We start from the raw sequence: 23,416 nt of genomic DNA on the forward strand, positions 1-23,416 counted from the left end.
AGTCGACGGGGAAACTGCTGGGATAACGCCCCTATGGAGCGGTTCTTCCGGAGCCTGAAGACCGAATTGGTGCCGACGAAGGGCTATAACAGCTTCAGCGAAGCCCAGGGCGCGATAATTCGCTATATAACGGGATATTACAGCGCTATCAGGCCCCATTGGTATAACGGTGGTCTGACGCCCAACGAATCTGAGCGGCTGTACTACTTACAGTCTAATGCTGTGGCCAGTATTAGTTGAAGTCTTTAAAGATAAAACCTTTCAATAACACGAAAGGCTAACTCATCAATAACTTTGCAACAGTGCCAGATTAAGGCTGTTCCACGGCGCCTGACTGACGCCTCCCATGCGCGTACTGCTGCACGCGCGAACGTTAACGGGAACCGACCAGTTCGGTACGATCAGGCTCATGACCAGTCCATCTGCTCTTTAAATTCTTCGGTATCAGCCTTCAGGGCATTGATCAGATCGACCATATCCTGCGGCAGCGGCGCATGCCATTCCATCTGAATCCCGGTGATCGGATGGTAAAGGCGCAGCATGGTAGCGTGCAGTGCCTGGCGGTCAAAGCCTCGGAGCGTACCGATAAAGGCTTCAGACGCACCTTTAGGCGGACGCGGGCGACCACCGTATAACGGATCGCCCACCAGCGGATGGTTAATATGCGACATGTGCACGCGAATCTGGTGCGTACGTCCGGTTTCCAAACGCAGACGCAGACGCGTGTATGTGCGGAAATGCTCCATAATGCGGTAGTGCGTGGTAGCCGGTTTACCCCTCGGGTGAACTGCCATATGAGTACGCTTGGTCGAGTGGCGGCTGATCGGCTCGTTGACTGTTCCGCCCGCCGTCATGCGACCAATAGCCACAGCTTCATATTCACGGGTGAATTCACGCAGCTGCAGGGACTCCACTAGGTGAGTCTGGGCAGGAACCGTTTTCGCCACGACCATCAGACCGGTAGTGTCTTTATCAAGGCGGTGAACGATGCCCGCGCGCGGCACATCGGCAATCGCCGGGAGATGATGCAGCAAGGCATTCAGCACCGTGCCCTCCGGGTTACCGGCGCCAAGGTGCACCACCAGATCGCGTGGCTTGTTGATCACCAGAATGTCGTCATCTTCATAGATGATGTTGAGTGGGATGTCCTGCGCTTCCCAGCGAGCTTCCTCTTCGATCTCTGCATCGATGACGATTTGCTCACCGCCGAGCACTTTTTCCTTCGTTTTGTCGATAATTGCACCGTTTACGGTGACGCGACGGTCCAGAATCCACTTTTTTATGCGAGAACGTGAATAATCAGGGAACAATTCGGCCAAAGCCTGATCCAACCGTTGTCCGAGTTGCGATTCGGATACCGTTGCGTTGAGTTTTACTTGTTGTGCCATAAATAAACAGCTTCTTCGTTAACGTTGGGTTTTCACGGCGATGCCGTTTAATATGATGTGCTATCGTACCTAGTTACTACCGGAGGCTCAACGGACAGCTTCCTGAATAACACTCTGAGGATAAGCAAATCGTCATGACGCGTATGAAATATCTGGTGGCTGCAGCCACGTTGAGCTTGGCATTAGCTGGATGTTCCGGCTCCAAGGATGTGGTGCCAGACAGCCCACCTTCCGAGATTTATGCCACTGCCCAGCAAAAACTGCAGGACGGTAACTTTAAAGGAGCAATAACGCAACTGGAAATGCTCGATAACCGCTATCCATTCGGCCCTTACTCCCAGCAAGTTCAGCTAGACCTGATCTACGCTTACTATAAAAATGCCGATTTGCCGCTGGCGCAGGCCGCTATCGACCGCTTTATGCGTCTGAATCAGCCCCATCCGAACATTGATTACGTGATCTATATGCGTGGCCTAACGGACATGGCGCTGGATAACAGCGCATTGCAGGGCTTTTTTGGTATCGACCGCTCAGACCGCGATCCAACCCGTGCGCGTGATGCATTCAAAGACTTCTCGCAGCTGCTGCGCGGCTATCCAAACAGCCAGTATGCGACGGATGCACGCAAACGCCTAGTGTTCCTAAAAGAGCGCCTAGCGAAATATGAGTTATCTGTGGCGGAATTCTACACTAAACGCGAGGCATATGTTGCTGTGATTAACCGTGTAGAGCAAATGCTGAAAGATTACCCGGATACTCAGGCAACCCGTACTGCTCTACCATTGATGGGAAATGCCTACCATCAGCTGCAGTTGAACACGGAAGCCGAGCGCGTAGCAAAAATTATTGCCGCTAATCAGGCCTGATCCTGACGCAATAAAAAAGCAGCCTGCGGGCTGTTTTTTTTGGCTAAAAATCCAGCCCATCGCTAAATTTCCCGCCCAGTTAACCCATCGACAATGCCAGCTAAAATGTCAGGGTACAATCCCTAAAAGGGCATTTACCTGCCCTGCTTGCAATTTTCGCGCACTTGACAAAAAGTGACAAAAACGTGATATTGATCACACATTTATCAGTTTTTCACGGTATGCTGGACCTACCAAGACGGAAATGACAGAGAGGTAAGCACTATGGTTCTGAATATTACCAGTAAACAAATGGAAATTACTCCGGCAATTCGCCAGCATGTCGAAAACCGTCTAGCCAAACTCGAAAAGTGGCAAACCCACCTAATAAACCCGCACATTGTCCTTTTAAAGGAGCCGAAAGAGTTTGTTGCCGATGCGACAATCAATACGCCCAACGGTCCGCTGATTGCCAGTGCCAAACATGAAGATATGTATACGGCAATCAATGACCTGATTAACAAACTGGAGCGTCAGCTGAACAAAGTTCAGCATAAAGGCGAAGCGCGCCGCGCTGACGCCAGCGTGAAAGACTTCAGCGTGGTTGAGGCTGACGAAGAATAAATTTGTTAAAACGAGGACAACGCGCCAGCAGGTGCGTTTAATAAGCCTTTCAAACATGGCGCTCAACGTAAAATCAATACGTTACGAGCGCCTATTAGTGCCTAATACACCCTAAAATGACCTAGTCGGTGGACATTATGTGGACGCGCCCACGCATAGGGTTAAAGCGTATGGCATCGGTCAAATAGTCTGGTGCAAAGTGCGCATACACCATTGTCTGTTCAATTTTCGTATGCCCCAAAATCCTTTGCAGTGTGATTATGTTGCCGCCATTAATCATGAAGTGGGTTGCAAAAGTGTGGCGGAAAACATGAACTGCCTGACCCTTTGGGAGATCCGGTTTAATTTTGCGCAGCACCTTGCGTACACGGTCATAACTCGTATCAAACAGCTTTCCGGATTTCCGTGTCAGTATGTAATCGGCAACTTCCTGAGATATCGGAACGGTGCGCGCAGGTCCGGTTTTTGTCTTCACAAAGTTAACCCTGTTCTTGATCACGTGCCTGCCGTCCAGCTTGCTGGACTCTCCCCACCTTGCACTTGTGTTGAGGCTAAGAACAACAACACGGCGGTCATCATCGGTGAGTTCACTGGAACTCAGAAGCGCTTGTGTTTCCTCATCTGACAGAAAGGCCATTTCTGTATTTTCCAGCCGTAGCTTGCGTACGTTATGGAAGGGGTTATCGTGATGAAACTCTTCCATATCAATCAGGAGAGTAAACATGCTGGATATAACGCAGAAATCTCTGTTAACCGTTCCGGCGGATACACCGCTATGTAACCTGTCAGCGTGATACTTCATTAAAAAATTGCGGGTCAGCTCGTACACACGCGGTTCACCCATCTCACGATTGATTTTCTCCAGGCGCTTTTTGTATGAATCGCCGTAATTGTGGTTCTTCCCGTGATAGCTCCACCATAGCGAGATCAACTCTGAAACAAGTCTTCTGTCCGCAGGTTTGTCCTGCCATTCTTTATCGTGAAAGTTTGTCAGTACGTACCGTTCGTACGCCTGCGCTTCCGCCTTCCTGTCAAATTTGCGTCGGATCCTTCTTCCTGAGGTTCCGCGCGGTCTAACGTCCACTTCAAAACGACCATCATCAAGCTTCTTAATCGACATAGCGAAGCCCTCCGATGTATGAGTCATTATGTAAATTTTGCGCTAACGCATAGAAAAACCAGATGTTTAGCCAATTTTCTGGGCGGAATGGGGTGATGTTATGTTGTCGTGCCCATCAGGGGAGAGAGACGGGGAAACCTGCCCCAAAAAAAGGCGGGGAAATTTATATTCATCGGGGGGAGTGGGCTGCTTATGCAGCGCATTTGGCTCAGATTGCCCCACCTGAATGGCATGACTGGAAGAATCGTTTATTCACGACCGATAAAAGCGCTCGTTAGTAAAATAAATATGATTGGGTCTTATCATGAAAACTAAATACGCCACTCTCATTCGTAGTTTGCTGCAAAATTATCATGCACAGGCAAAGGCCATTGATAAAGAAACGTTCTCTGTCCACAGCGACGGTTTACAGTTAATGGAATTAAATATTCAACTGGCGAAATGCCTTGAGGGAATAACGTCTACCGCTCGCTTTAATAACGATAGTGATGATTTTGAAGAACTTTACAAAATCACGCTTATGGTGTTTGGTGGAAATATACCAACCGGAAATAATATTTCCGGGCTTATGTCGCTGGCGACATCCGCATTGAAAAGTAATAACTCACATCTTAAACCTGTTGCAGCCTCCCCACGTTAAGGAACCGATATGAAACATTTAATGATTGACCTTGAAACTATGGATAACAAACCAACTGCGGCAAGTACCTCTATTGGTGCTGTCTTTTTCAATCCGGAAACAGGGGAAATGGGTGAGCAGTTTTATCAACGCGTAAGCCTGGACAGCTGCGTAGAGCATGGCCTGACCATGGGGGCTAGTACCGTGCGTTGGTGGATGCGTCAGGACGCAGCAGCGCGCAGCGAAATTCTGAATGAAGATTGCCTGGATTTATCATTGTCATTAGCGAATCTCGAAGCTTTTGTGACGGAGTACTCCGACCCTTCTAAAGTGCAAGTGTGGGGCAACGGCGCAGCGTTCGACAATGTTATTCTCCGCAATGCGGCAGAAAATGCGGGTTTAGTGAACCATTATGGTTCTTCTGGAATGACAGGGATGTCACAACAATTGTGGAGTTGCCCAAAAATCTTAGGCTGAACGTCCATAACATTATCCAGTTTGAGGGCGTTAAACATCATGCCTTATATGATGCCATTCATCAGGCGAAAATTGTTTCTTATGTCTGGATGTATCTCGTTAAAATAGCCAGTGTGAAATAACGATGATTACAGTGACCTCTCATGCAAGTGAAAGTGTCATTAACAAGGTATTTTCAGTGCTGTCAGAATACTACAGTGGCAAAAAGGTATATCAGGTTATAAAACCGCATCATTATTTTTCTGTGCATGTCTCTTATCGCTGGCGTTTGCTGAGTAAAGATAAGGGACGGCGCTGGGAGTTAATGACGCATGAACGATATAACAAACAATACCGAATATAGTTTTGCCTTTATTACTTTTTATATCTGGATTAATTATGAATGCCACAATACAGCAGGACGTTGTGCGCCGGCTCGTTCAGGATTTTGAATTCAAGGAACGGGATAAATATTTGCAGCAGGGCGTATGTCCCAAATGCCATAAACGCGAATTATTCACCAGCATAGAAAAGCCCTGGATCCTGAAGTGTGGCCGCGAAAACAACTGCGGCCATCAGGTCCTTGTTAAGGAGCAATATCCGGAAATCTTTGAGGACTGGTCAAAGCGCTATCAGGCCACGCCTGAAACCCCACACGCCGCAGCTGAGGCGTATCTGCGTGAGGCGCGGAGGCTGGACACTGAACCGCTTAAGGATTGCTTTACCCAGGGGGTATTTGCCAAAGATAACATGGGTTCGGCAACGGTCAAATTTAAGCTGGCGTGTGGTGCGACGTGGGAGCGTATCATTGACCAGCCGCAGCGCTTCGGTAAGCAGAAAGCGAACATCAGAGGAAGCTATGTTGGCCACTGGTGGGTGCCGCCGTCTGTGAACCTGCTGGAAGTGAACGAAATCTGGATCACAGAGGGTATCTTCAACGCGCTGAGTCTGTGCCAGGCGGGTTTACCCGCCGTGGCCACGCTGAGCAGTAACAACTACCCGCTGGCGGCGCTGGATACTCTCGCTAAAAAGCTGGGCGAGAAACCCCGCCCACGCCTGATATGGGCGTTTGATGGCGACAAAGCCGGCACTAAACACACGCTGGCCTTCGCTGCCCGTAGCGAGGAAGCCGGCTGGAAGGTTCGCGCGGCGCAGCCGGTGAAATCATCCTCCAGTCTGGACTGGAATGACCTGCTGTTACGTGGCCGGTTCAACAAATCGGACATCAAAAATTATCGCTACTATGGCGATATCCTGCTGGCGAAAAGCCCGACAGAGAAAGCGCTGCTCATGCATCAGCATAACGAGTGGCACTCTTTCTACTTTGAACATAACTCCCGTATGTACTGGTTTGAGCTGGATCTGGACAGGTACATGCGAGCCTATGAGCGCATAACCAACACCGGTACCGAAGTGGTTATGGAGTGGGAGGCCAAAGAACGGGCGGTTAAAGAGTCAGGCGGCGTGACCGAAATCGCCAACTGCTGGCTGACGCCGCTTTACTTCCAGCGGTCTGAACCTACGGACGAGTCCTGGTATTACGTAAAGGTCAATATGCCGAACCGGCCAGCCGTGAAAGACACCTTCACGGCCAATCAGCTCACCAGCTCCGCCGAGTTCAAAAAGCGTCTGCTGCACATCGCCAAAGGGGCAGTGTACACCGGCAGTACCAAACAGCTGGATAAGTTCATCCAGATGCGTCTCCCGGAAATCAAAGAGGTCAAAACGCAAAATTTCATCGGCTATAACAAAGATTATGCCGCCTGGTTGTTTAACCGCGTGGCCGTTTGCGATGGCCGGCTGTATGAGATGAACGACGAGGATTATTTCGAAATCAACAGCGCCAGCGTCAAAAGCCTGAGCCTCACGCCGGCGCTGGATCTGAATCCGAAACTGAACGAATTCATCACAGGCTGGGTTGACGATATCTGGACGGCGTTTGGTGAAAAAGGGTATGTGGCGATGGCGTTCTGCCTGGGGTCGCTGTTCGCTGAGCAAATCCGCGAGCGTGACAAGTCTTTCCCGTTCCTTGAAATCGTGGGTGAACCCGGCACAGGTAAATCCACGCTGATTGAATTCCTGTGGAAACTTGCTGGCCGTGAAGAGTATGAAGGGTTTGACCCGTCCAAATCGACCGCAGCCGCGCGCGGCCGTAACTTCGCTCAGGTCGGCAATCTGCCGGTCGTGCTGATTGAGGGTGATCGCACCACAGACAACGCTAAACAACGCGCTTTCGACTGGGACGAGCTGAAATCACTGTATAACGGCCGTGCCTCCCGTGCTGTGGGTATCAAATCGAACAATAACGAGACATACGAGCCGCCATTCAGGGGCAGCATAGTGATAGCGCAGAACGCCGACACAGACGGCAGCAAGGCGTTTCTGGAGCGTATCATCCATATCTATGACAAGCGCGGCCAGTCAGTTCAGACCCGCTATGCTGCCGAACGTCTTGAGCAAATACCTGTCAGCCAGGTATCCGGTTTTACGCTGCTGGCCACCATGCGCGAAAGAGAAATTCTGCAAGTGTATGGCCAGGGCTATGAGCGCGCCCGTAGTGAGCTGGAGTCCAATACCAATATCCGCCATATACGTATCGCCAAAAATCACGCTCAGCTGGCCGGTTTGCTCGAAGCGCTGGCGCTTGTTGTGCCGGTACCGGTGGAACGTATCGAGAAAACCCGTAAAGCCATCACCGCGCTGGCCGTGGAACGCTGTCAGGCACTTAAAAAGGATCACCCACTGGTTCAGGAGTTCTGGGAGATGTTTGATTACCTCGACGAGCTGGCACCCCATGGTATTAACCATTCATCAGATGAAGGGGAAATTGCTGTCAACTTTAACCATCTGGAGGAAGTTGCCGCCGCCCACCGGCAGCGCATCCCGTTCACGTTAACCGAAATCAAGAAGCTGCTTAAAAACGGCAACGAACGCCGTTTTATCGACACTAAAACCACGCGCAGCGCGGTGAGTGAACGCCATAACCGTGGCAAAGGTGAAGTGCAAAGAATGCCGGAAACCTTCCGGTGCTGGATTTTCCAGCGAGAAAAGTAAGGGGAGAGGATGAAACAGGACTATTTTTCGTATGAGGAATTGCTGATGGGGTTGTTCAATATCAGTGATGAACTCTATGAAACTACTGATTTTGATGAACTAACAATGGAGCACTTTGATATCAGTTTTGAGAAATTTGCTAACGTTGTTGATGTTTTGCTGCCGTTAACTGCTGTGGTGCATTCCCCTTTAAGTGGGAAAAACTATCACGCATTCCTCAAAGATGGCATTGCCTTTATCAAGACTGAAGCAAGCGCGTAAAACAAGGCACCAACTGGTGCCTTTTTCTATGCAGCCATCCCGGCTTTCAATAAATCCAGCGTCATTTGCTTCTGTTCTGGCGAGAAAGAATTAAGGATCGTCTGCACCATCAAGTCCCCGGTTTTGGCGCTGGGGCTTAACGTGTGCGAGAACGTCAGGTTAAGCACGAAGGTATGACCGCATTCCACATCTGAACACGCGCAGTAGATATCTGAAATATGCGGATGCTTGGGATTCGTCTTTTTGATGATCGCCTTTGCCCTGCACTCCGGACATTTTACTTTTAGTACCCGCATATTCCGCGCTCCATGACCCTGAAAACGCCTATATTTTAGCCTTTTTGGGCGCATTAATCACCTTCCAGCTCGCTGTCCTTCAGGAAATTCAGGTACAAATGCTGTGGAATTTCCGGCTGACTAGCGACTGCCGACGCAAACATACGCTGAATGGGTAAAATTTCAGCCTTACGGTAGGTTTTGGCCGCTTTCTCAATATCTCCCATTACTGCACCGTTCGTCGGGATAATCCCTGCCAGTCCGGCCGGGAAGCGGTGCGCGGTGAGAACATCCTGGGCGCTGATGCTCTTGATATTCTGAAACTCATCTATGGCGCTGATATCGCCAATCGGGATAAATTTGATGCCATCCGGATCCCCTTTGGGGATATTCACGAACATGGTGCTGAAGTTCCCGATCCCCTTCGACTGTTCCAGCTTGCTGATAATTTCTTCTTCAACCTCGTCGGTCATGTTCGGGTCGTTACAATAAATCATGCCGCCCGTGTGGCCACCGTTGTGGTAATAGCGGCGGCGGAAGATTGTTGCCTCACTGTTCAGCAAAGCGGAGTGAATCCCGCTGATGTAGTCCGGCAGGCCATAGATCGCCTGCTGCGGATCGTACTGTTTCAGGAAAATAATATCCTCTTCCGGGTAAATCATCGGTTCAGCCTGTTGCAGTACGACGAATTCGCCTGTTTTACGCTGGCGGGTGTACAGCGCCGGCAGCGGATACAGCGCCACCACATCCCCCCATCCGTTACGCACTTTCAGAATGGCCACATCACCGAACGTCAGCCAGTCGAATACGGCAGCGCCGAGCTGCTCATGCGTCAGCCCGCCATTCTCATAGTTAGCCGTCACCATGTTGCGGCGGGCATACAGTACACCGCCGTGCTGTGCATTCAGGTTGACCAGCTGCGCCAGCGCCAGCCGGTCAATTGGCAGCGTCCAGTGTTCTGCCTGATTGTCGTACCAGACGTCGGTATAGTTTGTGCCGGTGGTCAGAATGGGTTCAGGTTTACCCAGGCTGATGAGGCTCATATGACGTGTTTTTGGGGCGTTGCGGCGCTCCCTGAATTTGCGTTTCTTCATACTGCTTTCCCTAAGTTTCCCTAGCGGGATTTACGCTGATTCCCGTAATTGAGTGGTTCATTGTCGATAGCGTGGGCGATAGCCCAGAAACTGTCTGCGTGTCCTGTTTCTGCTGTGCGATCGGCGACAAATGTCATGGCGTTGCCACTGGCAGTAGCCGTGCGGCGGATGGTCATAAAGCTGGCGGCAATTTCCGTCTGCTCCTTATCCCATTCCACGCGACCGTCTTCGATAACGTCGATCATCTTCATCACCAGCCGATTTTTAGTCTCGACGCCGTAGCGGATCGTAACAGCCTGACGCATGGCAAAGTGCTGAACATCTTCAAAGACACCGCTACCCAGCCCGGTGATATCAATGCCGATATAGGTCATGTTGTACTGGCCAAACAGCTTCTTAATCTGCGCCGCCTGCCACTTCCAGTTCATCCCTTGCCAGTGAAAGACCCGAAGTACGCGGAAGTTTTCGACGGCCAGTACGGGAGGCGCGACAATCACAAAGGTGGACGTGTCGCCGCTGCGTGCCGGGTCGTAGCCCGCCCACACCTCGCGGTTGCCGAACGGCCGGGGTAGGTTTTCGTCATGGTCTTCCCAGGTGGCAGGATCCACACAGCAGCGCTCAACGTGGGAAAACGAAAATACGCTGTCCTTACTGTCCACAAACACGCACATATAAAGCATGTTGAACGTATCGCGGTTGTAGCGGTTGCGTAGCTTCTCGATGCTGGCCAGGTGAAAACCGCCAGCGATCGCATCTTCCATCGTGATGATGTAGCGCCACTGACCGTCAGGGCAGAGGCGTCCGCCGTCACGCAGCTGCTTCTCTGTCGGAAATTCGACCCGGGAGCGTTTTTTGTCGCCGCGCTTCCATTCTTCCCCCGTCCAGAACGGGTAAGCCTGGTGGGTTTTACTGCTGGGCGTGGAAAAGTAGGTGGTGCGCCATTTGTCGTGCGTGGCCATCGCACTGGCAATTTCGTTAAGTTTGGCGAAGTTCGGCACCCAAAAATATTCGTCACAGTACAGGTGGCCGCTGTAGGACTGGGCGGTATTCTTGTTGGTGGAAAGAAAGCGCAGCTCCGCGCCGTTGGACAGGCGGATGGGGTTGCCGCTGAGTTCAATCCCAAAATATTTCTCCGCGATGTTCACGATGTAGCTGCGGAAGACTTCCGCCTGGGCTTTGGATGCCGAGAGGAAGATTTGCGGATCGCCCGTCATCACCGCATTTTCAAACGCTTCTATCGCAAAATACCAGGTCGCACCAATCTGGCGGCTTTTCAGGATGTTCCTGATTTGCTGATGAAGATTAGCACGCAGGTGCTTCTGGTACCCAAAAAGGGTCTCCTGCGCGAACCGGTCAAAGTCCTCCTGGGTGAGCTTACTGATATCGTTCTTTTTGTATTTTCCGCGCTTACGCGATTTGTCCCCGTCACCAGACTGGCGCGGTGCAGCTGCGTCACCTTCGCTGTGCTTAATTTCGGCCAGCTTTTCCTGATGCTTATTATGCTGCGCACGGAGTTTCACCAGATGCGCCACAAGACTGTCCAGCTCGCGCAGCTCCAGCTCCGATTTACCCTCACGCAGCGTCAGCGACTGCACGCGGCGATTGAGCGCGTCTTCCGTAGACTCATGACTGAGCAGCTCCGCCCAGGCATATTTCTCCGCCCAGTAATAAACGATTCGCCGGTTTGGTAAATTAAGTTCGCTGGCTATTTCCTGCGGGATATAGCGTTTCAGGTATAGCGCCCTTGCCACTCCTTTTAGTTCTTCGCTGTATTTCGCCATCGGCTTCCTTGCCTTAATTTCTGCCTTAGTTAATAAGCGAATTATTCAACAATTCAGCCGAAAATTTCGAAAATTAATTCTTCTTAATTCGGTTAACAGGCATATCCGAATTTCTCCGAAATAACTGGAGTGCGTGAGCGTCTTTTATTGGTGATACTGAAACTCGCAGCATGAACGGAGGCAATATGTCAGGTTGACAACTGGCAACAAACTGGATTTGTATCGCCACTGCGGGTGAAACGCTTGATAAGCGAGCTATTGAAGAACAGTGGTTACTTGATGCAGCTGAATTATATGACCCCAATGTATATACCGCGCTGTTATGGCCGGAACATACCCGAAACTTCGGGAATATGGGGGAAGTGCTGGAAGTAAAAACCGAGCGGGATGATGAAGGTATTCTTCGTTTATATGCCCGTCTCTGTCCGGCAATTGCATTGCTTCAGGCAAATGCGAAAGGTCAGCTTTTATTTTTATCACCGGAGTTTACACCGGACGGCAATTTCAGAAGTACAGGGAAAACCTATCTGGAAGGGCTGGCTGTTACTGACAGTCCGGCCGGGGTAAATACTACACGGCTACGTTTCAGCCGCACAAAAGGAAAACGCGTGGGGCCATATAAGCCGCTGGCGTTTGATGAAGTCAGGGAATTTAAAAAGGAAAAGGGAATGTCAAAATCAGCAAAAAAAAGGCTGGCGTCATTTTTTTAGTATCGAAGAACCGGAACAGACGCCTGACCCGGATCCAGCACCGTCCGATGCATTGCAGGCGCTGGCGGATGCGCTGGCCTCACTGGAAGATCGCGTAACCGCGATTGAAACAGCCATGTCCGATGTGCAGGACGATGTTGATACCGTGAAAGAGGTGGTGGACACCGAAGATTTCGCGCGTCTGGTCGGCAACCTGCCGGAGCTGGTGAAGGGCTTCAGCAAGCTGAACGATAAAATCACCAGGCTGCCGAACAAGCAGTTCAGCAAGGGCAAAACAGGCTTCAAGTTCCTGTAAGGGATGATGCTGATTTTCTTTAAGGAAAAAGAATATGCAATTGAATGCAAAAGCCCGTCAGTTTCTGCGTCAGTACCACACGGGGCTGCGTGAATCCTACGGCGCTAATGAAGATGATCGCTGGTTTGCGCTGACCGACCCGAAAGAGACCCAGCTGCGTAATGCGTTGATGGAACAGTCTGACTTTCTGAATCTGATCACTGTTGCTGATGTTGACCAGTTACAGGGGCAAGTTGTGCCGGTTGGCAGTTCTGGCCTGTATACCGGGTGCGTGCAGGATGGGCGTTTTCGTAAAAAAGTGGACGTGAGCGGTAACGACTACAAGCTGGTCGAAACCGATTCATGTGCGGCGCTGACCTGGCAACTGCTGTCTGTCTGGGCGAACGCCGGCGATGAAGGTGAGTTCTTCCAGCGCGTCCAGGAATTTACCAACCTGTCTTTTGCGCTGGATATGCTGCGTATCGGCTTTAACGGTAAAACCATTGAGGACACCACGGACGCCGAGAAGAACCCGAACGGTGAAGACGTGAACAAGGGCTGGCACCAGATCGTCAAAGAATGGAAGGCTGGCCAGCAGATTATCACCGATTCTGTTGTGCTCGACGGCGACGGTAAAGGCGATTACGTGTCCCTCGATGCGATGGCATCCGACCTTATCAACGCCAAAATCCCGGCGCAGTACCGTAACGACCCGCGTCTGGTGGTGCTGGTTGGCGCTGACCTGGTGGCGGCTGAATCTTTCCGCCTGTATCAGAAAGCGGATAAGCCGACCGAGAAGATCGCCGCGCAGCTGCTGTCCGACAGTATTGCCGGCCGCACGGCTTACGTCAAGCCGTTTATGCCGGGTAAACGTATGATCGTCACCACGCTGCCTAACCTGCACATCTACACCCAGCGCGGCACGCGCCAGCGTAACGCTGAGTTTGTGGAAGACCGTAAACAGTACGAAAACAAATACCTGCGTAACGAAGGTTATGCGGTTGAGTATCCGGAACTGTATGCCGCGTTTGATGAAAGTGCGGTAACTATCGGGGCACCGGTTACGCCACCGGCTGGAGAGTAAGGGGAATCTGATGCAACTGTCACCGGCACAGCGCCACAGCGCACGAATTGAAGCAGAGCGATTACTGCGACAGCAGCAGGCGCTGGACACGGAAACCAGCCTGCATATTCAGCTCGTGGCGCTCGAAAAAGATGTTGCCGCGGCTGCGGCCATCGAGAGCCGAGCCGAACGTATGGCGTTCAAGCGGGATGTACTGCTGCCGCGCTGGATACCAACGGCGCAGGAGTGGCTTGACGGTGACGGTGCGAATCAGAATCCCGTTTTTGCCTGGTGTGTCGTCTGGCTGTTTGATACTGGCCAGTTTGACCAGGCGCTTGACTGGGCGGACGTGGCCGTAGCACTGGGGCAGGAAACCCCTGCCGCGTTCGGCAGTACGTTCCCGGTGTTTGTGGCGGATACGGTGTTGTCCTGGGCGGAAGCGGAAGCCGTTGAGGGGCATGATGTAGAGCCGTATTTCGGCCGCACGCTGGAGAATGTGATGCAGCACTGGAATGTGTATGAGGTCATCAAGGCCAAATACCTGAAGTTTGCCGGTCTGCACCTGCTGCGCGATGAAAACGGAGAGCCACGCGCAGCGGCAACGGAAGACAGGGACGTATTGCTCAGGGCGAAGGAACTGCTGGAGCAGGCGAAGGGATTCGACCCTAAATGTGGTGTTGGCACGATGTTGCAGCGTATCGCTGCACGTCTGCGGGTACTTGATAAGTAAAAGGCTACCGACCCGAAAGCGGGCGCGGTGGAGGGGATCGCATAAGCATATCGCCCGTGGAAACCGGTCTGCCCGCTTTTTTTCCGGAGAAACAGGATGTTCAGCGGAACCTCGATTGATTTTGATGATGCCATTCTGACGAATGATGGCTTCTGGCCAGACCTGAGCGTGAAGGATTTTCAGTCCCAGCGCACCATTCCGGCCGATATCGACGCGGCCACCATCCGCCAGGCACTGCTGACCGCAGCCGGCGAAATTAATGACGATCTCGTTAAGATCGCCGCTAAATATCAGGGTGATGGCCACACCAGCGCCGAGGCCGTGCCGGGAGTGGAGATCGACGGGGAAAACCTGCTGTGCGCCCGCTACCGCAAGGCGGTATATGCCCGCGCCAAAGCTGACCTGATGGGGGAGTTTGCGTCTGTTGGGCGGCGTGAGAGCCATCCAGGGCAGGAGAGCGACGAAACGCGTTCAAGCCTGATTGCCGAATCCACGCTGACGGTACGGCGTATCAAGGGGCTTAAACGTATTACGGTGGCCATGATATGAGCCAGCTTAAACAACTGACCGATTTTCTCATAGCGAACATGCCAAAGCGGGCAATGCAGGGATTTGACAGCCAGATGGACGAAATCACGTTCATTCCGGCACAGCGGGATAACGGGCTGGGGCAGTATCGCCTCGCCATCATCCGCTATAACGCCGTCCTGACGTGGGAGCGTTATCCCTACCGTGAGTACGATCCCAAAATCCTGATGGCGCTGTTTATGTCCTGGCTGACTCAGGATGAGCGGGGGCTGCTGGAGGAAACCGGCATTGACAGCGAGCTGCCGGAATTCGATATCGAAACCATCGACCAGGAGACGGCCATCATGGTGGTGACGCTCCCTATGGCGGAAGAACTCAACATGGTTCCCGATCCCAAAGGTGAGATCCCCTTTGATGGCCAGCTCTGGCGGCTTGATGAGCCGGAGGTCTGGACGGCGGAAGAAATGACCATTTTCCCGCTTACTGAGGGGCAAAAATGATTCAGGGAGAGCTGAATCAGGAGCAGTTCCGGCAGCTCCAGACGGCGCTGGCCAGCCTGGAGTTACCGCCACCGAAGCGCCGCCGCCTGTTGTGGCGTATGGCCAAATACGGCGTGGAGGCAGCGGCTAAGCGAAATGTGCGTAACCAGCAGTCACCGGAAGGGGATAAGTGGGCGGCAAGGCAGACGCGGCGTAAGGGCAAGATGCTGCGCAACATGCCAAAACTTATCCGCATCCGGGAGATGCCGGAAACCGAGTCCGTCAGGCTGTATCTTGCCGGCGGTCATTATCGCAACGCTAAGGGGAAACTCTCTGCCGGCGTCGTGGGGTATGTCCAGCAAAACGGGATGAGCGTCACCGTTAACCGTAAGCAGGTGACAGGCCGTGAGCAGGGGGATAAGCCTGCCTCACTGCGACAGGCGAAGCGCCTGCGCAAAGCCGGGTACAAAGTCAGGCGCGGTAAGCGCTGGCGTAAACCCGGTTATAAGGAAATTCAGGAAAAAATGACCGCCCGTCAGGCTGGTCTCCTTATCCGGAAACTGGAGGATAAGCCGGTCAAAACCTCCTGGCAGATTGATTTACCTGCCAGGGCGTTTCTGGGGATTGGTCAGGAAGATTTTAACAAAGCGCTGGCGCGACAGCTTCAGGCTGTCGGGTTCGGTCTGGATGTTAACGCGCAGGATATCAGGGGGAGAGCATGACCTGGCCAAACGTAACCGTGAATCAGGTAAACCAGCAGCTGGGTGAAACCAATGAGGTGGAGCGCACGCTGCTGTTTATCGGTACCGGTTCAACAAATGTAGGAAAGACGCTGGCCGTCAACGCGCAGAGCGATTTTGACACGCTGCTGGGTGACGGTGACAGCCCGTTAAAGAACGATGTGCTGGCCTCACTGGCAAACGCCGGTCAGAACTGGTGGGGATTTGTCCATGTTCTGGCAGAAGACAGCGAGCCGGATGCGTGGGTGGCAGCGGTTAAAGCCGCGCAGGTGTCCTGTTCGGTTGAAGGTGTGGTGCTGTCGAATGATGTTACTGCAAAAGCGACCATTAACCAGGCGGCAACGCTGCGATCGGAACTGACGGCGAAATATGGTCGCTGGGTCTGGTTCATTCTGGCGGTGCAGGGGATGCAGGATGAGGAGGCGCAGGCCGATTATCTGACCCGCCTGTCCACGCTTCAGGATGGCATTGCCAAGAAAGCTGTACAGCTGGTTCCCCGCCTCTGGGGTAACGAGCCGGGCGTGCTTGCCGGCCGCTTGTGCAATCGTGCTGTCACCATTGCCGACAGCCCCGCGCGGGTGAAGACCGGGGCGCTGCTGAGCATGGGGAGCGATGAGCTGCCGAAAGACGGTACCGGTGCGGTGCTGGAGCTGGCCACGCTTCAGGCACTGGAGGCACAGCGCTACAGCGTGCCGATGTGGTATCCGGACTATGACGGCTATTACTGGTCTGACGGTCGCACGCTGGACGTCGAGGGCGGCGATTATCAGTCCATTGAAACGCTGCGTATTGTGGATAAAGCCGCGCGTCGCGTGCGTTTGCTGGCTATTGGCAAAATTGCCGACCGTGCGCTTAACAGCACGCCGGGCAGTATTGCCGCACACCAGACGCTGTTTGCCCGTCCGCTGCGCGAAATGTCCACGGCCGCAAACATTAACGGCGTGTCCTTCCCCGGCGAAGTGAAGCCGCCGCAGGATGGCGATATCACGATCGTCTGGAAGAACAAAAAGGCCGTCGATATTTACATTGTGGTGCGTACGTATGAGGTACCGCTGCAAATCACGATCAGCCTGTTGCTGGATGCCAGCCTGGAGACAAACTCATGACCAGACGTATTTCGGGCATGTCCTTCGACTTCTATATGGATGGCGAGCTGGTCCATGCGGAGAAAATCTCTCTCGATATCACCGACAACACGGCAGCAGCGTAGACGCGCGGCGTGCCGGATGGCTGGGTGGATGGTGACGTGTCCGCCGAAGGTGAGCTGGAGCTGGCCACCAAGGCACTGACCGCCATCAAAGCCCGCGCGCAGTCTGCCGGATCGTGGCGCGGCATTCCTGAGCTGGATTTTCTTTTCTATGCCAAAGCCGGCAACGAAGAAACCAAGGTGGAGGCGTTCGGCTGCAAGCTGCTGCTGAATAACCTTCTGGATCTCGATCCCAAAGGCGGGGCGCTTTCCACGCGAAAAATTAAGTTTCTCGTGACCAGCCCCAAATTTATCAACATTGACGGCATTCCGTATCTGGAAGCGGAAGCCACGGAAAACCTGATTGGATAAGAGGCAGGGATGCAGGAGTACGAAAAAGGATTTATTGCGCTGGCCATCATGGGAGCATTGATTGCGCTGGGAAAAATGCTGAACAGCGGTGAGCCTATCACCGTCCGTTTACTAGCCGGTCGCCTGATTGTTGGCAGTGCGCTGTCACTGCTGGGCGGCGTGGCGCTGTATGTGGTACCGGACATTCATCCGCTGGCGCTGGTTGGCATTGGTTCGGGGCTGGGGATTCTGGGTCTGAACGGTGTGGAAGCCTGGCTGCGTAAAAAAGGGATCGGCGGTTTTCTGAATAAAGGGGCAGGGAAATGACTCTGAGCGAAAAACAACAGCTATTCACCGTAATGGTGGCAAATCTGATCCAGTGGGCGGAAGAACACGGCTATCGCCTGACGTTCGGTGAAGCGTACCGCACGCCTGAGCAGGCCGCACTGAATGCGAAAAAAAGGCAGCGGTATCACCAACAGCCTGCATACCCAGCGTCTGGCCGTGGACTTCAATCTGTTCATTAACGGCCAGTACCAGACCGACAGCGCGGCGTACCTGCCGCTGGGCGAGTACTGGGAATCGCTGGGCGGTACGTGGGGCGGGCGCTTTAAATCCCGTCCGGATGGCAATCACTTCAGCCTGGAACACAACGGGGTTCGTTGATGGAACATCCTGTGGTGAGAATTCTTCTGGTTGTCCTGACGTTCTGTAGCGGCTGGACGGTGGCAGGGTGGCAGCGGGACAGTATTGACCTTGCGATAAGCCAGACGGCCACCGCTACCGGAAAGCAGCTGGCAGACGCGGCCAGCGCGTCGGGACGAAAACTGGAGGAGCAGCTGGAGGCTTTAAAAAATGCGCCACCGCGTGAAATTCGTACCGAAGTGGTCAAGCCGGTCTTTACCAATCGTTGCCTGTCTGATGATTTTGTCAGCATGTACAACGAAGCCGCAGCCGGTACCGAGCGTGCGCTTTCAGGAAAACCTGAAAACTAAATGTACCACGCAGCTGCCGCGTCTGGCCGGAACGACAGGGCGTGATGCAGCTGAGTTATTAACCCTTTATCTGGACTTATACGGGCAGTGTGCTGCCCGGCATAACCAGCTTGTTGATGAAATTAATTTAAGAGAGAGTGTTATTTATGGAAAAGATTAATCTTACTGTTTGTGGTCAGGATATTACCTTTAAACCTAACCAGACGGCTTATAACAAATTCATTAATGAAATGGCGATGGATAATAAAGTCGTGCCGGCGCACAGTTATCTGACGCGTATTGTGGCTGCGGAAAGCAAAGAAGCACTGGCCGATATTTTAAAACGTCCCGGTGCTGCGCTTCAGCTTGCGGGTAAGGTTAACGAGATTTATGCGCCAGAACTGGAAATTGAAGTAAAAAACTAACCAGACGAGTCCAGACTATTGAAGAGAATGGACTCGAACAATATCTGATATTGCGCCGTTATTATCTCCCGCACGGGGAAGATACCGTGGATGATATTTCCGCTGCCATATGGCTGGATAATCCCCACTGGGAAAATATGCGCGTTGCGGTGGCTAACGGAATTAGCACGGCATTTAAAGGCACGGAATGAAACAATTAGATTTTACATTAAGCCTGATTGATAAACTGACCTGCCCGTTAAAACAGGCGCAGGCCAGCGTATCCGGCTTTGCGGAAAAATCAAAAAATGCCTTTAAGCAGATTGGTGCCGGTTCGCTGGCCATTCAGGGGGCATTGTCGCCGGCGATTGAGATGTATGACGCGCTAAACGATGCCGCCGCAAAAGGTATTGATGATACTTCGCTGAAAACCGTGCAGCGTGATGCGCTGCGCTTCAGCATGACCTACGGTGCCAGTGCGGTGGAGTTCGTGAAGTCAACGGAAGACATCAACGCCTCAATCGCCGGCCTGAGCACTACCGAGCTGCCGAAGGTGACGAAAGTCGCCAATACGCTGGCGTTTGCCATGAAATCCACCGCTGCCGAAACCACGGAATTCATGGGACAGATGTTCGGCAACTTTTCCGCTGAGGCGGCGAGGCTGGGTAAAGTCCCGTTTGCCGAACAGCTGGCGGGCAAGATGGTGTACATGCGCAAAACCTTCGGTACCGAGATGGGAACCATCAAAGACCTGATGGAAGGTGCACGTGGCGTCGGGACGAACTACGGCGTCGGGATGGATGAACAGCTGGCGGTGCTGGGACAACTGCAACGCACCCTCGGAACGGAGGCCAGCAGCGCGTACGAGGGCTTTATGACCGGCGCGATTGATGGCGCTAAAAAGCTCGGGCTGTCGTTTACCGATGTTAACGGCAAAATGCTGTCCATGCCTGACATGCTGGCGAAGCTACAAAACAAGTACGGTAAAAGCCTGGATGGCAACCTGAAAGCGCAGGCGGAGCTGGATGCCGCCTTTGGTGACAGTTCAGCAGTAGTGAAACAGCTGTATGGCAATGTTGCGTTACTTCAACGCAATATCACCGAGCTGGGCGGGGCTGACGGACTGAAGCGCACGCAGGAAATGGCGCAAAAGATGGTCAAGCCGTGGGATCGCTTTGTGCAAATCCTGAAATCTATTCAGACGGTGATTGGCCTGACGTTGATCCCCGTGCTGTATCCGGTGCTGAACCGCCTGGCCGATATGGGGCAGACCTTTGCCCGCTGGATGCAGATGTTCCCCAACATCGCGCGCGTTATCGGGTATGCCACGCTGGCACTGCTGGGTTTTGCTGCCGTGGGGGCGAGCGCCAATATTGTGATGGGTGTCTCTAAATTCATCATCATGGGGCTGACCGGTGTATGGCGGTTGCTGGTTGCGGTCGTGAAGTCGTACACCGTGGTTGTCTGGCTGGCGCAGAAAGCCGTTTTAGCCTGGAATATTGTGCTGAAAACCCTGCGCGGCGTGCTGCTGGCGGTGCGTATGGCTGCGATGCTGGCGGGAATCAGTTTCAATCTGATGAGCTGGCCGGTGCTTCTGATCATCGCAGCGATTGCGGCGCTGGTCGTGGGCTGTTACCTGCTGGTTAAGCACTGGGATGCCATTAAAGCCGCTGTCATGGACAGCGCCGCCTTTAAGGCTGCGGCGGAAGTGGTGAAGTGGCTGGCGGGTGTGTTCGACTCCGCATGGGATTCGATCGTCGCCGGCTGGAACAGCTTCATTGCGCTGCTCACCGGCTTTTCTCCGTAAAAGGCATTAAGCGGCATGGCCAACGGCATCGTGTCGCTGTTTGACAATATCTGGCAGACCATCAAAGGCGGGTTCCTGAAGTCCTGGAACTGGATTGTCGGCAAACTGAACAAAATCCCCGGCGTGGATATTAAGCTGTCTCCTGTTGTTAATCCCGTAAATCCTGAAGTTGCGGGCGGAGTGATGCCGCCCGTTATGCAGAATAATTACGCCGGCAATATTCAGCAGTCGCTGACAGCCAATACGCTCTCAACCGGGGGGCAACTAAAAGGCGTCGACCGGGGCGGAATCAGCAGCACTATCAGTAAAAATTCAAAAGCCGTAACGGACAACAGCAAGACGATTGGTGAAGTGCATTTCCATACAAAAGAAGCGCTTTCACCCGCTCAGCTAATGGAATGGCAGGAACTTAATTAATGAGTGATGTGCTTTATATCGACCTGCTTATTGAGGGGCGAAACTTTGTACTTAATACCGGCAGTGAGCTAGAGCTGTGCAATAACCGCAAAAGTATCGGGCAGGATGTTGTGCACTCGATTATCGAAAGCGGGCTGGCCACCTAGTTAATTGCCGAGCGCAGCCCGACATTACGCGCAGATATTTTTACCCAGCTGGAACTGCTGGTTGAAAGCGACGATCGCATTGTGCCAGGTACGGTGGAAATCCGCGAAGAGAGCGCGAAGCGGCTGCGGGTGACTGCCGGTACGTATGATTTTGGCAGCATTACATATCAGGTGAACCTATGACGGAAAAGCCAGAGGTCGATTTTGAAGAGGTAGTGAAAGCCAGTGGTATGCCGATCACGGAAGATGAGGTGCGTACCCGTTTCGATGCCGTCGTGGCCAATGAAGGGCTGATTACCAACACGTCCCGTATGTCGCCGTTCTGGCGGCTTATTACGGCGATTGTTACCGCGCCGGTGATGTGGCTTAAAGATGCGCTGGTTGCTGTGGTCATGCCCGGTATGTTTGTAGCCACCGCCACGGGGCAGATGCTGCGTCTCCTTGCCTGGGCGGTGAACGTCACCCCAAAACCGGCCAGTGCGGCCGAAGGTGTGATCCGCTTTTTCAAGGATGATGTAAAACAGGCTGTGACGGTCAAAGCCGGCACGGTGATTCAGACCGAGCGTATTAATGGCAAAGGGTATGCCGTTTCCACCGTCGCTGATGTCACGATTCCTTCAGGTACGGCTAACGCACTGCTGGCGGTAAAGGCGACAGGAACGGGCGGAGCGTACAATCTTGCGCCGGGCTATTTCCGCATTCTGCCGGTGGCCGTGGACGGTATCAGCCACGTCGCCAGTGAAGAAAACTGGCTGACGGTACCGGGGGCGGACGAGGAGAGCGACGACGAGCTGCGCGAACGCTGCCGTAATCAGTTTAATCTGGTCGGAAATTACCATACCGATGCTGTGTATCGTTCGATGATTGCCGGCGTTGCGGGGCTGAGTATTGACCGGATCTTCTTTGAGCACGACGCGCCGCGCGGACCCGGTACTGCCAATGCGTATCTTTTGCTGGACAGCGGCGTGGCGTCAGACCCGTTTATTGAGGCCGTCAACGACTATATCAACACGCAGGGGCATCATGGCCACGGCGATGATATGCAGTGTTTTGCCATGCCGGAAACCCGTCACGATCTGGTTGCCACGGTATGGGTTAAAAACCTGAGCAACCTGGAGCAGGAGCAGCAGGACAACCTCAACAAAGGGGTTGAAAACCTTATCCGCTGCGCCTTTCGGGAGAATACCGACTATGACGTGAAGAAGACGTGGCCATACGCGCGTTTTTTCTTCTCGCAGCTGGGGCGTGAGATCCACAAGACGTTCCCAGACACGGATTCGCTGGAATTTTCGCTGAAAGATATCACCAGTGAACTCAGCGTGCCGCGGCTGAACTCTCTGAGGGTGGATTTACAGAATGAATGATTCTCTTAAAAAGCTGGCCGGGATGATGCTGCCGTCATGGATGGATCAGGGTGAGCCGCAAAAGCTCCTGAAAGCGGCGCAGACCTTTTGGGCGGAGGTTTACAGCTGGATAACGTGGCCGCTGCGCCAGTTTGACCCGCTGACCTGCAACGAAACGATACTGGGTCTCATCGCATGGGACAGGGATATCAGCCGGTTTAACGGTGAACCGCTGAAGTTGTTCCGCCGGCGTGTCGCTTACGCCTTTGTGAATGCGGCCGATGCCGGCTCCGTCCAGGGCTTTATCAATATATTCGACCGCCTGGGTATTGGCTATGTGGAGTTGCTGGAGCGTCAGCCGGGGATTGACTGGGACGTGATACTGGTTCGCGTCACCGACAGCCAGATCTCCGACAACACGCAGCTGATGATCTAGATTATTCGCCAGTACGGCCGCACGTGCCGGCGCTATCAGTTTGAGGTGATTACCTCTGAAACCTTAGCCATCCGGGCAGGGTGGGATCAGGGTGAATATGTTGTTTATCCGGCGAGGATTGCCGGCACGGAAACCAGCAGCGCGACATTCAGCGCACGCTTACAGGGAGAGTAGTTTTTATGTCACAGACCGCTATCACGCTGGTATTTGAGCAGTGGAAAGCGCAGCAGGCTGCGACGGGTGAGCCTGTCCTGCTCGATGAGTTCGTTTTTGCGCTGGTTCCGGGGCTAGACCCGGCCTTGCCCGTCGAT

At 53.1% G+C, this 23,416-nt stretch carries 25 protein-coding genes and 8 pseudogenes; 27 read left to right on the forward strand and 6 right to left on the reverse strand.

Going from position 1 to position 23,416, the window contains the following annotated elements; all coding sequences use genetic code 11:
* Window positions 1-240 (forward strand): integrase core domain-containing protein (locus BBW68_RS09615; RefSeq protein ID WP_070135191.1); only part of this gene is annotated, 240 nt, incomplete at its 5' end.
* 66 nt (window positions 241-306) lie between these two features.
* Here the strand turns inward: BBW68_RS09615 and BBW68_RS19775 are convergent.
* Both BBW68_RS19775 and rluD read right to left on the reverse strand, forming a co-directional pair.
* Window positions 307-411 (reverse strand): annotated as a pseudogene (locus tag BBW68_RS19775) (peptidoglycan editing factor PgeF); the annotation flags it as partial.
* Complete coding sequence (gene rluD, locus BBW68_RS09620; RefSeq protein WP_070135192.1) at window positions 408-1,388, reverse strand: 23S rRNA pseudouridine(1911/1915/1917) synthase RluD; 981 nt, start codon at window positions 1,386-1,388, stop codon at window positions 408-410. The pseudogene BBW68_RS19775 and the gene rluD, both read right to left, overlap by 4 nt.
* A gap of 134 nt (window positions 1,389-1,522) precedes the next feature.
* On the opposite strand from rluD, the gene bamD reads away from it, so the two are divergent.
* Window positions 1,523-2,254, forward strand: coding sequence for an outer membrane protein assembly factor BamD (gene bamD, locus BBW68_RS09625; RefSeq protein WP_070135193.1), 732 nt, complete (start codon window positions 1,523-1,525; stop codon window positions 2,252-2,254).
* Window positions 2,255-2,518: 264 nt separating this feature from the next.
* The gene (gene raiA, locus BBW68_RS09630; RefSeq protein ID WP_070135194.1) at window positions 2,519-2,857 is read left to right on the forward strand and encodes a ribosome-associated translation inhibitor RaiA; all 339 of its coding nucleotides are present in this window, start codon (window positions 2,519-2,521) and stop codon (window positions 2,855-2,857) included.
* Between the two features lie 121 nt (window positions 2,858-2,978).
* Here the strand turns inward: raiA and BBW68_RS09635 are convergent, their stop codons facing one another.
* On the reverse strand, window positions 2,979-3,977 hold the full coding sequence (locus BBW68_RS09635; RefSeq protein WP_070135211.1) for a phage integrase: 999 nt from the start codon (window positions 3,975-3,977) through the stop codon (window positions 2,979-2,981).
* Window positions 3,978-4,281: 304 nt separating this feature from the next.
* On the opposite strand from BBW68_RS09635, the gene BBW68_RS09640 reads away from it, so the two are divergent.
* From BBW68_RS09640 to BBW68_RS09655, 5 genes and pseudogenes are all read left to right on the forward strand, one after another.
* Window positions 4,282-4,617: a hypothetical protein gene (locus tag BBW68_RS09640; RefSeq protein WP_070135195.1), complete on the forward strand. Its 336-nt coding sequence runs from the start codon at window positions 4,282-4,284 to the stop codon at window positions 4,615-4,617.
* Window positions 4,618-4,656: 39 nt separating this feature from the next.
* Window positions 4,657-5,195: pseudogene (locus tag BBW68_RS09645) on the forward strand (3'-5' exonuclease).
* 2 nt (window positions 5,196-5,197) lie between these two features.
* A complete protein-coding gene (locus BBW68_RS20720) occupies window positions 5,198-5,416 on the forward strand; it encodes a ParE family toxin-like protein (RefSeq protein WP_083264867.1) in 219 nt (72 codons plus the stop codon).
* A 35-nt stretch (window positions 5,417-5,451) separates the two neighbouring features.
* Window positions 5,452-8,106 carry a toprim domain-containing protein gene (locus tag BBW68_RS09650; RefSeq protein WP_070135196.1) on the forward strand — a complete coding sequence of 885 codons (2,655 nt, stop codon included), beginning with the start codon at window positions 5,452-5,454 and terminating at the stop codon, window positions 8,104-8,106.
* A gap of 9 nt (window positions 8,107-8,115) precedes the next feature.
* Window positions 8,116-8,367, forward strand: a complete 252-nt coding sequence (locus tag BBW68_RS09655) for a hypothetical protein (protein ID WP_070135197.1) — start codon at window positions 8,116-8,118, stop codon at window positions 8,365-8,367.
* 26 nt (window positions 8,368-8,393) lie between these two features.
* On the opposite strand, the gene BBW68_RS09660 is transcribed toward BBW68_RS09655, so the two are convergent.
* The 3 genes from BBW68_RS09660 to BBW68_RS09670 are packed head-to-tail and all read right to left on the reverse strand — an operon-like array spanning window position 8,394 to window position 11,517.
* On the reverse strand, window positions 8,394-8,663 hold the full coding sequence (locus BBW68_RS09660) for an Ogr/Delta-like zinc finger protein (RefSeq protein ID WP_148127621.1): 270 nt from the start codon (window positions 8,661-8,663) through the stop codon (window positions 8,394-8,396).
* Window positions 8,664-8,716: 53 nt separating this feature from the next.
* Window positions 8,717-9,736, reverse strand: a complete 1,020-nt coding sequence (locus tag BBW68_RS09665) for a phage portal protein (protein WP_070135199.1) — start codon at window positions 9,734-9,736, stop codon at window positions 8,717-8,719.
* A gap of 20 nt (window positions 9,737-9,756) precedes the next feature.
* The gene (locus BBW68_RS09670; protein WP_070135200.1) at window positions 9,757-11,517 is read right to left on the reverse strand and encodes a terminase large subunit domain-containing protein; all 1,761 of its coding nucleotides are present in this window, start codon (window positions 11,515-11,517) and stop codon (window positions 9,757-9,759) included.
* A gap of 185 nt (window positions 11,518-11,702) precedes the next feature.
* On the opposite strand from BBW68_RS09670, the pseudogene BBW68_RS20725 reads away from it, so the two are divergent.
* The 19 genes and pseudogenes from BBW68_RS20725 to BBW68_RS19785 all read left to right on the forward strand — a co-directional run.
* A pseudogene (locus tag BBW68_RS20725) lies at window positions 11,703-12,522 on the forward strand (GPO family capsid scaffolding protein).
* 34 nt (window positions 12,523-12,556) lie between these two features.
* On the forward strand, window positions 12,557-13,585 hold the full coding sequence (locus BBW68_RS09680; protein WP_070135201.1) for a phage major capsid protein, P2 family: 1,029 nt from the start codon (window positions 12,557-12,559) through the stop codon (window positions 13,583-13,585).
* 10 nt (window positions 13,586-13,595) lie between these two features.
* The gene (gene gpM / locus BBW68_RS09685; protein ID WP_070135202.1) at window positions 13,596-14,294 is read left to right on the forward strand and encodes a phage terminase small subunit; all 699 of its coding nucleotides are present in this window, start codon (window positions 13,596-13,598) and stop codon (window positions 14,292-14,294) included.
* A 96-nt stretch (window positions 14,295-14,390) separates the two neighbouring features.
* Window positions 14,391-14,843, forward strand: a complete 453-nt coding sequence (locus BBW68_RS09690; RefSeq protein WP_070135203.1) for a head completion/stabilization protein — start codon at window positions 14,391-14,393, stop codon at window positions 14,841-14,843.
* Entirely contained in the window at window positions 14,840-15,322 is a 483-nt protein-coding gene (locus BBW68_RS09695; RefSeq protein WP_070135204.1) for a phage tail protein, read from the forward strand. Before BBW68_RS09690 ends, BBW68_RS09695 begins: the two co-directional genes overlap by 4 nt.
* Window positions 15,319-16,023, forward strand: a complete 705-nt coding sequence (locus tag BBW68_RS09700) for a hypothetical protein (RefSeq protein WP_070135205.1) — start codon at window positions 15,319-15,321, stop codon at window positions 16,021-16,023. The genes BBW68_RS09695 and BBW68_RS09700 overlap by 4 nt, the downstream gene beginning before the upstream one ends.
* Window positions 16,020-17,147 (forward strand): DUF2586 domain-containing protein, encoded by a 1,128-nt coding sequence (locus BBW68_RS09705; protein WP_070135206.1) that lies wholly within the window; start codon window positions 16,020-16,022, stop codon window positions 17,145-17,147. The genes BBW68_RS09700 and BBW68_RS09705 overlap by 4 nt, the downstream gene beginning before the upstream one ends.
* A pseudogene (locus BBW68_RS09710) lies at window positions 17,144-17,599 on the forward strand (phage protein). The gene BBW68_RS09705 and the pseudogene BBW68_RS09710 overlap by 4 nt, the downstream one beginning before the upstream one ends.
* A 9-nt stretch (window positions 17,600-17,608) precedes the next feature.
* A complete protein-coding gene (locus tag BBW68_RS09715) occupies window positions 17,609-17,905 on the forward strand; it encodes a phage holin family protein (protein ID WP_070135207.1) in 297 nt (98 codons plus the stop codon).
* A pseudogene (locus BBW68_RS09720) lies at window positions 17,902-18,244 on the forward strand (M15 family metallopeptidase). The gene BBW68_RS09715 and the pseudogene BBW68_RS09720 overlap by 4 nt, the downstream one beginning before the upstream one ends.
* Window positions 18,244-18,573, forward strand: a complete 330-nt coding sequence (locus BBW68_RS09725; protein WP_070135208.1) for a hypothetical protein — start codon at window positions 18,244-18,246, stop codon at window positions 18,571-18,573. The pseudogene BBW68_RS09720 and the gene BBW68_RS09725 overlap by 1 nt, the downstream one beginning before the upstream one ends.
* The gene (locus tag BBW68_RS19780) at window positions 18,545-18,733 is read left to right on the forward strand and encodes a hypothetical protein (protein WP_083264868.1); all 189 of its coding nucleotides are present in this window, start codon (window positions 18,545-18,547) and stop codon (window positions 18,731-18,733) included. The genes BBW68_RS09725 and BBW68_RS19780 overlap by 29 nt, the downstream gene beginning before the upstream one ends.
* A complete protein-coding gene (locus BBW68_RS09730) occupies window positions 18,720-18,977 on the forward strand; it encodes a putative phage tail assembly chaperone (protein ID WP_070135209.1) in 258 nt (85 codons plus the stop codon). Before BBW68_RS19780 ends, BBW68_RS09730 begins: the two co-directional genes overlap by 14 nt.
* Window positions 18,978-19,027: 50 nt before the next feature.
* Window positions 19,028-19,168: a DUF6890 family protein gene (locus tag BBW68_RS20730; RefSeq protein ID WP_420835345.1), complete on the forward strand. Its 141-nt coding sequence runs from the start codon at window positions 19,028-19,030 to the stop codon at window positions 19,166-19,168.
* Window positions 19,165-21,180, forward strand: a pseudogene (locus BBW68_RS09735) (phage tail tape measure protein). The gene BBW68_RS20730 and the pseudogene BBW68_RS09735 overlap by 4 nt, the downstream one beginning before the upstream one ends.
* Window positions 21,180-21,509, forward strand: a pseudogene (locus tag BBW68_RS09740) (DUF2590 family protein). Before BBW68_RS09735 ends, BBW68_RS09740 begins: the two co-directional pseudogenes overlap by 1 nt.
* Complete coding sequence (locus tag BBW68_RS09745) at window positions 21,506-22,690, forward strand: baseplate J/gp47 family protein (protein WP_070135210.1); 1,185 nt, start codon at window positions 21,506-21,508, stop codon at window positions 22,688-22,690. Before BBW68_RS09740 ends, BBW68_RS09745 begins: the two are co-directional and overlap by 4 nt.
* A pseudogene (locus BBW68_RS09750) lies at window positions 22,683-23,279 on the forward strand (hypothetical protein). The gene BBW68_RS09745 and the pseudogene BBW68_RS09750 overlap by 8 nt, the downstream one beginning before the upstream one ends.
* A gap of 5 nt (window positions 23,280-23,284) precedes the next feature.
* On the forward strand, window positions 23,285-23,416 hold a 132-nt coding region (locus BBW68_RS19785), incomplete at its 3' end, for a phage tail-collar fiber domain-containing protein (protein WP_148127622.1).

Source organism: Candidatus Erwinia dacicola, assembly GCF_001756855.1.
Lineage (GTDB): Bacteria > Pseudomonadota > Gammaproteobacteria > Enterobacterales > Enterobacteriaceae > Erwinia > Erwinia dacicola.

Bases quoted from the DNA above. Each gene is read 5' to 3' on its own strand.
- BBW68_RS09700 (WP_070135205.1), top strand. From the start codon at position 15,319: ATGATTCAGGGAGAGCTGAATCAGGAGCAGTTCCGGCAGCTCCAGACG.
- bamD (WP_070135193.1), top strand. From the start codon at position 1,523: ATGACGCGTATGAAATATCTGGTGGCTGCAGCCACGTTGAGCTTGGCA.
- BBW68_RS09695 (WP_070135204.1), top strand. From the start codon at position 14,840: ATGAGCCAGCTTAAACAACTGACCGATTTTCTCATAGCGAACATGCCA.
- BBW68_RS09725 (WP_070135208.1), top strand. From the start codon at position 18,244: ATGGAACATCCTGTGGTGAGAATTCTTCTGGTTGTCCTGACGTTCTGT.
- BBW68_RS20720 (WP_083264867.1), top strand. From the start codon at position 5,198: ATGATTACAGTGACCTCTCATGCAAGTGAAAGTGTCATTAACAAGGTA.
- BBW68_RS09640 (WP_070135195.1), top strand. From the start codon at position 4,282: ATGAAAACTAAATACGCCACTCTCATTCGTAGTTTGCTGCAAAATTAT.
- BBW68_RS09655 (WP_070135197.1), top strand. From the start codon at position 8,116: ATGAAACAGGACTATTTTTCGTATGAGGAATTGCTGATGGGGTTGTTC.
- BBW68_RS09680 (WP_070135201.1), top strand. From the start codon at position 12,557: ATGCAATTGAATGCAAAAGCCCGTCAGTTTCTGCGTCAGTACCACACG.
- BBW68_RS09635 (WP_070135211.1), bottom strand. From the start codon at position 3,977: ATGTCGATTAAGAAGCTTGATGATGGTCGTTTTGAAGTGGACGTTAGA.
- gpM (WP_070135202.1), top strand. From the start codon at position 13,596: ATGCAACTGTCACCGGCACAGCGCCACAGCGCACGAATTGAAGCAGAG.
- BBW68_RS09660 (WP_148127621.1), bottom strand. From the start codon at position 8,663: ATGCGGGTACTAAAAGTAAAATGTCCGGAGTGCAGGGCAAAGGCGATC.
- BBW68_RS09665 (WP_070135199.1), bottom strand. From the start codon at position 9,736: ATGAAGAAACGCAAATTCAGGGAGCGCCGCAACGCCCCAAAAACACGT.
- BBW68_RS09715 (WP_070135207.1), top strand. From the start codon at position 17,609: ATGCAGGAGTACGAAAAAGGATTTATTGCGCTGGCCATCATGGGAGCA.
- rluD (WP_070135192.1), bottom strand. From the start codon at position 1,388: ATGGCACAACAAGTAAAACTCAACGCAACGGTATCCGAATCGCAACTC.
- BBW68_RS09650 (WP_070135196.1), top strand. From the start codon at position 5,452: ATGAATGCCACAATACAGCAGGACGTTGTGCGCCGGCTCGTTCAGGAT.
- BBW68_RS09690 (WP_070135203.1), top strand. From the start codon at position 14,391: ATGTTCAGCGGAACCTCGATTGATTTTGATGATGCCATTCTGACGAAT.
- BBW68_RS09745 (WP_070135210.1), top strand. From the start codon at position 21,506: ATGACGGAAAAGCCAGAGGTCGATTTTGAAGAGGTAGTGAAAGCCAGT.
- BBW68_RS09730 (WP_070135209.1), top strand. From the start codon at position 18,720: ATGGAAAAGATTAATCTTACTGTTTGTGGTCAGGATATTACCTTTAAA.
- raiA (WP_070135194.1), top strand. From the start codon at position 2,519: ATGGTTCTGAATATTACCAGTAAACAAATGGAAATTACTCCGGCAATT.
- BBW68_RS09705 (WP_070135206.1), top strand. From the start codon at position 16,020: ATGACCTGGCCAAACGTAACCGTGAATCAGGTAAACCAGCAGCTGGGT.
- BBW68_RS09670 (WP_070135200.1), bottom strand. From the start codon at position 11,517: ATGGCGAAATACAGCGAAGAACTAAAAGGAGTGGCAAGGGCGCTATAC.